Genomic DNA, 7,020 nt, shown 5'->3' with positions numbered 1-7,020 from the left:
AAAGTCAATAGGGCTTTCTGATTACCTGCTTTTATAAAATCCTGTTGTGTTGCCAGCGGGACAGCACTCTTTCTTTTATGATCCTGAATATAAAGTGCAGTTATTCCGACACAAAACACCAGTGCTATAACTGCCGCATACTGAAGCCAGGGACGATAAAACAATGTATGGACTTTTTGGGATTTCAACTTACTCTGAACTGTTTTCCAGTCGGCTTCCACAACAGAACGGTTACGATAAGATTTTATGTTTTCTCCTACTTCCAGACGGGTGACTATATTTTCATAAATCTTCTTATTGTCATTGCTTTCCTCCAGCCATTTGCTCAAATATTCTTGCTCCTCCGGACTAATTTCTCCTGTCAAGGAAGTTGCAATCCATTTGGCAATCATATAATATTCCCCATATTGTTCCATGATATTTTTTTTATTTTATATCTTAAGACACAAATGGAAAAAAAAGGATGAACGAAAAAACAAATTATTTTTAAAACAAGTAAAAAAATAGATCGTTATATACTATTTTTCAGTATGACAAAATGGATCGGGTTTATAAAGTTCGTTTGACCTGATAAACTTTTTACTAAAGAATTCCGCTTACTGGAATATTGTATATAGATACTCAAAGACCTACCCGGTCAACGCAAACTCTTCTTTTCCCTTAAGCAGAAAATTCCAGTAATAACAACAAACTCCACACTAACTCTTCTCCCAATTCTTTACGTAATGTATGGAACGCATTATATTTCAGTGTCTTCACCGAGTTTACAGATATTCCTAATTTTTCAGCGATTTCCTGGTTTTTTATTCCTTTCAAAGACATCCGTACAATACGTGATGTTTGGGCCGGCAATTTATCTATTGCGGCATAAAGAGCACGAATCGTCTCTTCTTCAATGATAACGGACTTAAAATCAGAATCATCGATTTCCGGTAATACTCCCCGTATTTTACAATTTTTCCGATTATCACGTATATAATTCAAACTCAGATTTCTGACCGTTGCATATAAATAAGATTTGACCGATATGATGGAATGAAATTCCTCACGCTTGTCCCACAATTTAATAAAAGCCTCTTGTGCGATATCTTTACTTGAAGCCTCATCACCAAGGTAATGGTCGGCAACACTGCACAGACTAGAATACAAGTCCATAAACAAACCTTCAAAGGCTTTCATGTCTTCTGACTCTATTCTTCGAAAATTATAAAATTCTTCAGTCATGTGCATATAATTGATGCAACCAAAAATATAAAAAAATGTACTTATATGCTAATTTTTAATCTAATTATCGGTACAAATGGTCGGCACTTTGTAAAATCTTATTTTTCAGCAAAACGGGATAATCAGGATGTTGTTCCAGAAATTGCCGGACTACTTGTGCCGCTTCCGGGGAATTATGTCCGCGCAATGTAGCTGAAATCCAGTTCTTGGGGAAAAAGATATCTCCGGTACGCTGCACTTCCTGTAATTCCTGTAAAGCCGGCCTGATGTACTTCACGGCTTGCTGTTGCCGGAGAGGGTGGTTGAGATATCCGACGATCTGGGTAACCCAAGGTTCTATCCGACGGTTCCCGGCGATCAATAAAGACCGAAATAGGGAATCCCGCGTTTCTGTTTCAGGAGCTACGGCCCGGACAATAAAGTTAAATTCTCTTTTCCGGTCGGGGTCCTGAATACGGGTCGCCTGTGTCGCCCTGATTTCCTCATATTTTTCAGGCATACGTACAGCCAATTCATAAGCCATTTTAGTATAATCGCTCTCTCCTAAAGCCAAGCCGGTAAAAGATTTCTGTTCTTTCCACATCCGGTAAATTTTCTGTGTCGTCGCCGGTTGCCGGAAGGTTCCGAGCAAAGCCCTGAAAGCAGCCTGTTGACAACCTTTTCCTCCCGGTTTGCGTGCTAATCCGAGCAGGCTTTCTTCAAGCTCTTCACTTCCTGCAATCTGTCCGTGCAGGGCCATCTCATTCAAATAGGCGATCGAAGTAGAAATAATCAAAGGTTCGGTTTCGGTTTTCAAATTACTGATCAACATCCGGGCAAAAGCCAAACCATCTACACGGCCGTGCAGACGGTTTTCATTCAAATTGATCAATAAAGCCAAACGGGTTTCAGGTGCTTTCGCGAAAGTATTCAAATGCGCTAAAGCATAGGTAATCGTCCGCTGATCCAGTACGAAATAGCCATAGGCTTCACCATTTTGATTCAGAAAAATGCAGGACTCATCCGCAGACCGGTTCTGAAAAACGGTCACCGCAGAATCGGATACCAAAGTCACTTCATGCACAGAGGACTGGAGTGTATCTGCATTTTTTCCCTCATAGAGGGCTACACTTATATTTTGTGGCCAACTCAATCCTCTATGCCAGGGATCTTTTTGCCGCACGACCAAGGTCCGGTCATGCCACGAAGCGGAAATTTCCGGCATCCCTTTTTCATTTACCCAACTATTACTCCAGGCCACCAGATCCTTATCGGTATACTTATTGAGAATAGTAATCAGATTATCCCATGTGGCATTCCCATATAAATAAGTCTGCAAATATTCCCGGATACCTTTTTGAAAAGCTTCTTCTCCCAATAGTTTCAGTAACATATTCATAACGATGGGCGCTTTATCATAGACAATCTGTCCGTAAATCAAACCGGCATCCTTTAAGTTTTCCAAAGGTTGTTTTATCGAGGTTGAGCCGGCTGTACGGTCTTCCGCATAAGCCGGAATATAAAAATTACGCAAATCGTTCAGAAGGTGATTGACTCCCGGAAACTCCGGCCGGGTCATCTGGGAGGCAAAATAATTGGCGAATACTTCTTTGGTCCACACATCGTCGAACCAGGCCATTGTCACGGCATCTCCAAACCACATATGTGTCGTTTCGTGGGCGATCAGTTCCATCCGTCCCAGTTCTTCTTCTATGGTCGGATGCGGCCCTAAGAACATGCGTTTATCATTGTATAACACCGCACCCGGATGTTCCATACCACCGAACTGAAATCCCGGTACAATCACCAGATCGTATTTATCGAACGGATAGGGGATTCCGGTATAGTCCTCGAGCCATTTCAGAGAAGCGAAAACCTGATCGAAAATGATCGTATGCTGGGCCACTTTCTGAGGATCGGTTTCCCGGTAATACATGACTATCGTTTTGCCGTCCCGGCTTTCTGCCAGTTGTTGCCATTTCCCGGCTACAAAAGAAAATAAATAGGTACTCAGGGGTTGGGTCGGCTGAAAAGCGATCAGTTTCCGGCCTTCATGGAGGGTTTCGGACTCGACGGCTGCATTGGCTACGGCTACCCATTGCTCCGGGATATCCAGCTGCAAGGTAAAAACAGCTTTCATGTCCGGTTGGTCGAAACAAGGAAATAAGGTTCGGGCACGTTCGGGTACCAACAAGGTGTATAAAAATTCATCGTTCCGGTTCAGGGATTGATTACCGGCAATAAAATCGATCTCGATCTCATTCGCTCCTTTTTTCAGGTAATCGGTCCCTACTACAATATGTTCATTCGAAATCCGGATCGAATCCGGTCGTCCATTCACTTTCAGTTGTTTCACTTTGTGGGGATCTTCGCGAAAATCCAATACGACAGGCTGTACTTTTTCCTGCTTCAGTGTGATCTGTACTTTCCCGATGACCTCTTCCTGTTTATTTTCAGGAATCCGGAATTTCAGCCGGTATTGCAAATTGCTTATATCTTGTTTGCGTTGCCGGGCCAACCCGATGCTTACTCCGGTTTCCGGTTCCTTCCCTTCGGGGCGGCATCCGGCCAATAATTCTACTACTCCCAACAGGATTATAAAAAACAACTGTTTTTTCATAAATCTATGGATTTTAAATTTAATCTTTACTCTGCGCCTGGCGTATTGAAAGGCCGATTCGTTTACGCCCGGGTTCCACTTGTACAACCTTTACCATCACTTGTTGATTCAGTACCAGTTCTGCTGCAGGATCGGTTACATAACGATCGGCAATTTCTGAAATATGTACCAAACCGTCCTGTTTCACTCCGACATCGACAAAAGCTCCGAAACCGGTAATATTGGTAACGATTCCCGGAATTACCATACCCACCTGCAGATCTTCGATTTTTGAAATGCCTTCGGCAAAACTGAATACTTTCGCCATTGTCCGGGGATCTCTCCCCGGTTTTTTCAATTCTGCCACAATATCTTTCAGGGTCAGCAGGCCCGTTTTTTCATCCACATACCGTTGAGGTTCTATCCGGCCGCACAGTGTTTCGTTTCCGATCAGTTCATGAACGCCGACACCCAGATCGCGGGCCATTTTTTCAACGATATAATACGATTCCGGATGAACAGCAGAATTATCCAAAGGATTTCCGGCCCCTTCGATCCTCAGAAAACCGGCACTTTGTTCAAAAGCTTTCGCTCCCATACGTTTCACTTTTTTCAGTTCTTCACGGCTTTTCAACGCTCCGTTTTCCTGAATATAAGCCACCACGTTTTCAGCTAAGGCCGGTCCTAAACCGGAAATATAGGTCAGCAAATATTTACTGGCGGTATTCACATTCACTCCGACCTTGTTCACACACGATTCGACAACCCGATCCAACGCTTCTTTCAGTCCGCCTTGATCCACATCATGCTGATACTGTCCGACACCGATCGATTTAGGATCGATTTTGACCAATTCGGCTAAAGGATCCATCAATCGTCTGCCGATCGAGACGGCCCCCCGCACCGTCACATCGTATTCCGGAAATTCTTCCCGGGCAATTTTAGAGGCAGAATAAACGGAAGCACCACTTTCACTGACGACAAACACCTGTACCTTCCGGTCGAAGCGTAATGTCTGGATAAATTTTTCTGTTTCCCGTCCGGCCGTACCGTTCCCGATAGCGATGGCCTGAATGTCGTAGGTCGCTACCATATTCGTCACTTTGGCTGCCGCTTGCTTATACTCATTGCGGGGAGGGTGGGGGTAAATATTTTCATTATGAACCAGTTTGCCGGTTTCATCCAGGCATACCACTTTACAACCTGTACGAAATCCCGGATCGATAGCCAATACCCGTTTATTACCTAAAGGAGAAGCGAGTAACAGTTGCCGTAAGTTTTCTGCAAAGACCCGGATAGCCTCGCTATCTGCTTTCTGTTTGGATAAGGTCATATATTCGGCTTCGATGGACGGAAACAACAATCTTTTGTAGCCATCTTTCATTGCCAGCCAGACTTGCCGGGCACTCTCATTGTCTCCTTTTATAAAAATCCGCTCTAAATTCTTTAAGGCGTTCTCTTCGTCGATGCTTAAAGAAACTTTGAGAATCCCTTCTGCTTCTCCACGCCGGATAGCTAGTATCCGGTGAGAAGGGCAACGTTTCAGACTTTCCTGGAAATTGAAGTAATCGGTATATTTTTCACCTTCCTGCTCTTTGCCTTTCACTACTTTGGCCGTGATAACCGCCTCCCGTTCCAACAGACGGCGAACCCGGTTACGTGCTGCTTCGCTCTCGTTTACCCATTCGGCCATGATATCCCTGGCTCCCTGTAAAGCTTCTTCTGTGTCCTGTATCTCACCTTTTACGAAACGGGCTGCCTTGACCGCAATATCCCCGTTTTCCTGCCGCATCAGAAGAGCTGCCAGCGGTTCCAATCCCTTCGCTTTGGCCTTCGCTGCCCGGGTTTGCTTTTTAGGTTTAAAGGGCAGATAGAGATCTTCCAGTATCCGGATATCCTGACATTCCCGGATCTGTTTTTCTAAACCAGGAGTCAGTTTTTCCTGTTCCCGGATCGTATCTAAAACAGCATTTTTCCTTTTTTCGAGTTCCTGAAACTGAGTATATAAAGTTTTGATTTCCCCGATTCGTACTTCATCCATATTACCGGTTTTCTCTTTACGGTACCGGGCAATAAAAGGAATCGTAGCCCCTTCTGCAAATAAATCGAGTAGGTTGCGTACCGCCCGGTTTTCTCCTCCGGTCTTTCCTACGATAAAATCAACGGGATCTATATGATATTCCATATTTGTTTATTTTTGTTCTTTAACAATTAAATCACCGGAAAATGATCCGATGGAGTATATGCTGTATATTTATCCGAAAACACTTCTTGCGGAAAGTTACCGGCAGTGTTGACTTTTTCCTGTGTATCGCCCGCTTTTTTTCCATCGTCACGTCTCGCTCCGATATAATCATATTCGGGTAAAGTTCGCTTTAAATCCTGTAATTGATCACAGAAGCTTTCCTGAGTTCCGAATATATCGAATCCGTAGAACTGTACTACCCCGGCAATATAAGGATAATGCTGTCCCCAGTCATTGCCTTTCAAAGAATCACTCCGATAGGCATTCCTTAGATTATAGGTTGCCTCTACCAGATTTTCGGCCTGTAATCCTGCTGCTAGTGTCAGCAAAAAATACAAACATAAAAATATTCTCTTCATAAAATGGTCACTAAAAAACTTCTGATGATGGCAAAGATACAGAAACAATGGCCAAAATGAAAAGTTCAGACTTAAATATTGGGTGAGGGTAGAATTTAAAACAAACCGATTGCCCTATATTTGTCCTGAATTTATCGGGACGATGAATTTTATAAACTGAACTTTACGGACTTTAATCGAAATAAGCTATGGCTGGAACAGAATACATCGTCATTAAAGGGGCCTATGAAAACAATTTGAAGCATGTTTCCTTACAAATCCCTAAAAAGAAAATCACGATTTTTACCGGTGTATCGGGATCGGGAAAATCATCGTTGGTACTGGATACGATAGCGGCGACTTCCCGGCGCGAATTGAATGAAACCTTTCCTAGTTTTGTTCAGCAGTATCTGCCTAAATACGGTCGGCCTCATGTCGATAAGATTGAGAATATGCCGGTAGCCATCGTAATCGACCAAAAAAAAACGACAGCCAATGCCCGTTCGACAGTAGGTACTTACACCGATATTTATTCCCTCCTCCGTTTGTTGTTCTCGAGGATCGGTTCACCCCATGTCGGCTATTCCGATACTTTTTCTTTCAATCACCCTCAAGGCCGATGTACCCGTTGTGAC

The 7,020-nt window shown here is 43.5% G+C and carries 5 protein-coding genes and 1 pseudogene; 1 reads left to right on the top strand and 5 read right to left on the bottom strand.

All coding sequences use genetic code 11. The features are described 5' to 3' along the window. The 5 genes and pseudogenes from WS34_RS13785 to WS34_RS13765 form a co-directional block, all read right to left on the bottom strand. On the bottom strand, positions 1-416 hold a 416-nt coding region (locus WS34_RS13785), incomplete at its 3' end, for a hypothetical protein (protein WP_046405515.1). A 244-nt stretch (positions 417-660) separates the two neighbouring features. Then, positions 661-1,224 (bottom strand): RNA polymerase sigma-70 factor, encoded by a 564-nt coding sequence (locus WS34_RS13780; RefSeq protein ID WP_046405514.1) that lies wholly within the window; start codon positions 1,222-1,224, stop codon positions 661-663. A gap of 64 nt (positions 1,225-1,288) precedes the next feature. Continuing rightward, positions 1,289-3,823 (bottom strand): M1 family metallopeptidase, encoded by a 2,535-nt coding sequence (locus WS34_RS13775; RefSeq protein WP_046405512.1) that lies wholly within the window; start codon positions 3,821-3,823, stop codon positions 1,289-1,291. Positions 3,824-3,842: 19 nt separating this feature from the next. After that, positions 3,843-5,987, bottom strand: a complete 2,145-nt coding sequence (locus WS34_RS13770) for a Tex family protein (RefSeq protein ID WP_286693803.1) — start codon at positions 5,985-5,987, stop codon at positions 3,843-3,845. 125 nt (positions 5,988-6,112) lie between these two features. Further along, a pseudogene (locus tag WS34_RS13765) lies at positions 6,113-6,406 on the bottom strand (endonuclease/exonuclease/phosphatase family protein); the annotation flags it as partial. A gap of 188 nt (positions 6,407-6,594) precedes the next feature. Between WS34_RS13765 and WS34_RS13760 the strand changes: the two are divergent. Continuing rightward, a partial coding sequence (locus WS34_RS13760; protein ID WP_046405511.1) for a daunorubicin resistance protein DrrC occupies positions 6,595-7,020 on the top strand: 426 nt, incomplete at its 3' end.

It is taken from the genome of Odoribacter sp. N15.MGS-14, assembly GCF_000980245.1.
Lineage (GTDB): Bacteria > Bacteroidota > Bacteroidia > Bacteroidales > Marinifilaceae > Odoribacter > Odoribacter splanchnicus.
The sequence above is the reverse complement of the archived record's forward strand: the minus strand, read 5'-3'. Positions and strand labels throughout refer to the sequence as shown.

What these genes read in the sequence shown, in the direction of transcription:
- WS34_RS13775 (WP_046405512.1), bottom strand. Translation starts at nt 3,823, where the DNA reads ATGAAAAAACAGTTGTTTTTTATAATCCTGTTGGGAGTAGTAGAATTA.
- WS34_RS13770 (WP_286693803.1), bottom strand. Translation starts at nt 5,987, where the DNA reads ATGGAATATCATATAGATCCCGTTGATTTTATCGTAGGAAAGACCGGA.
- WS34_RS13780 (WP_046405514.1), bottom strand. Translation starts at nt 1,224, where the DNA reads ATGACTGAAGAATTTTATAATTTTCGAAGAATAGAGTCAGAAGACATG.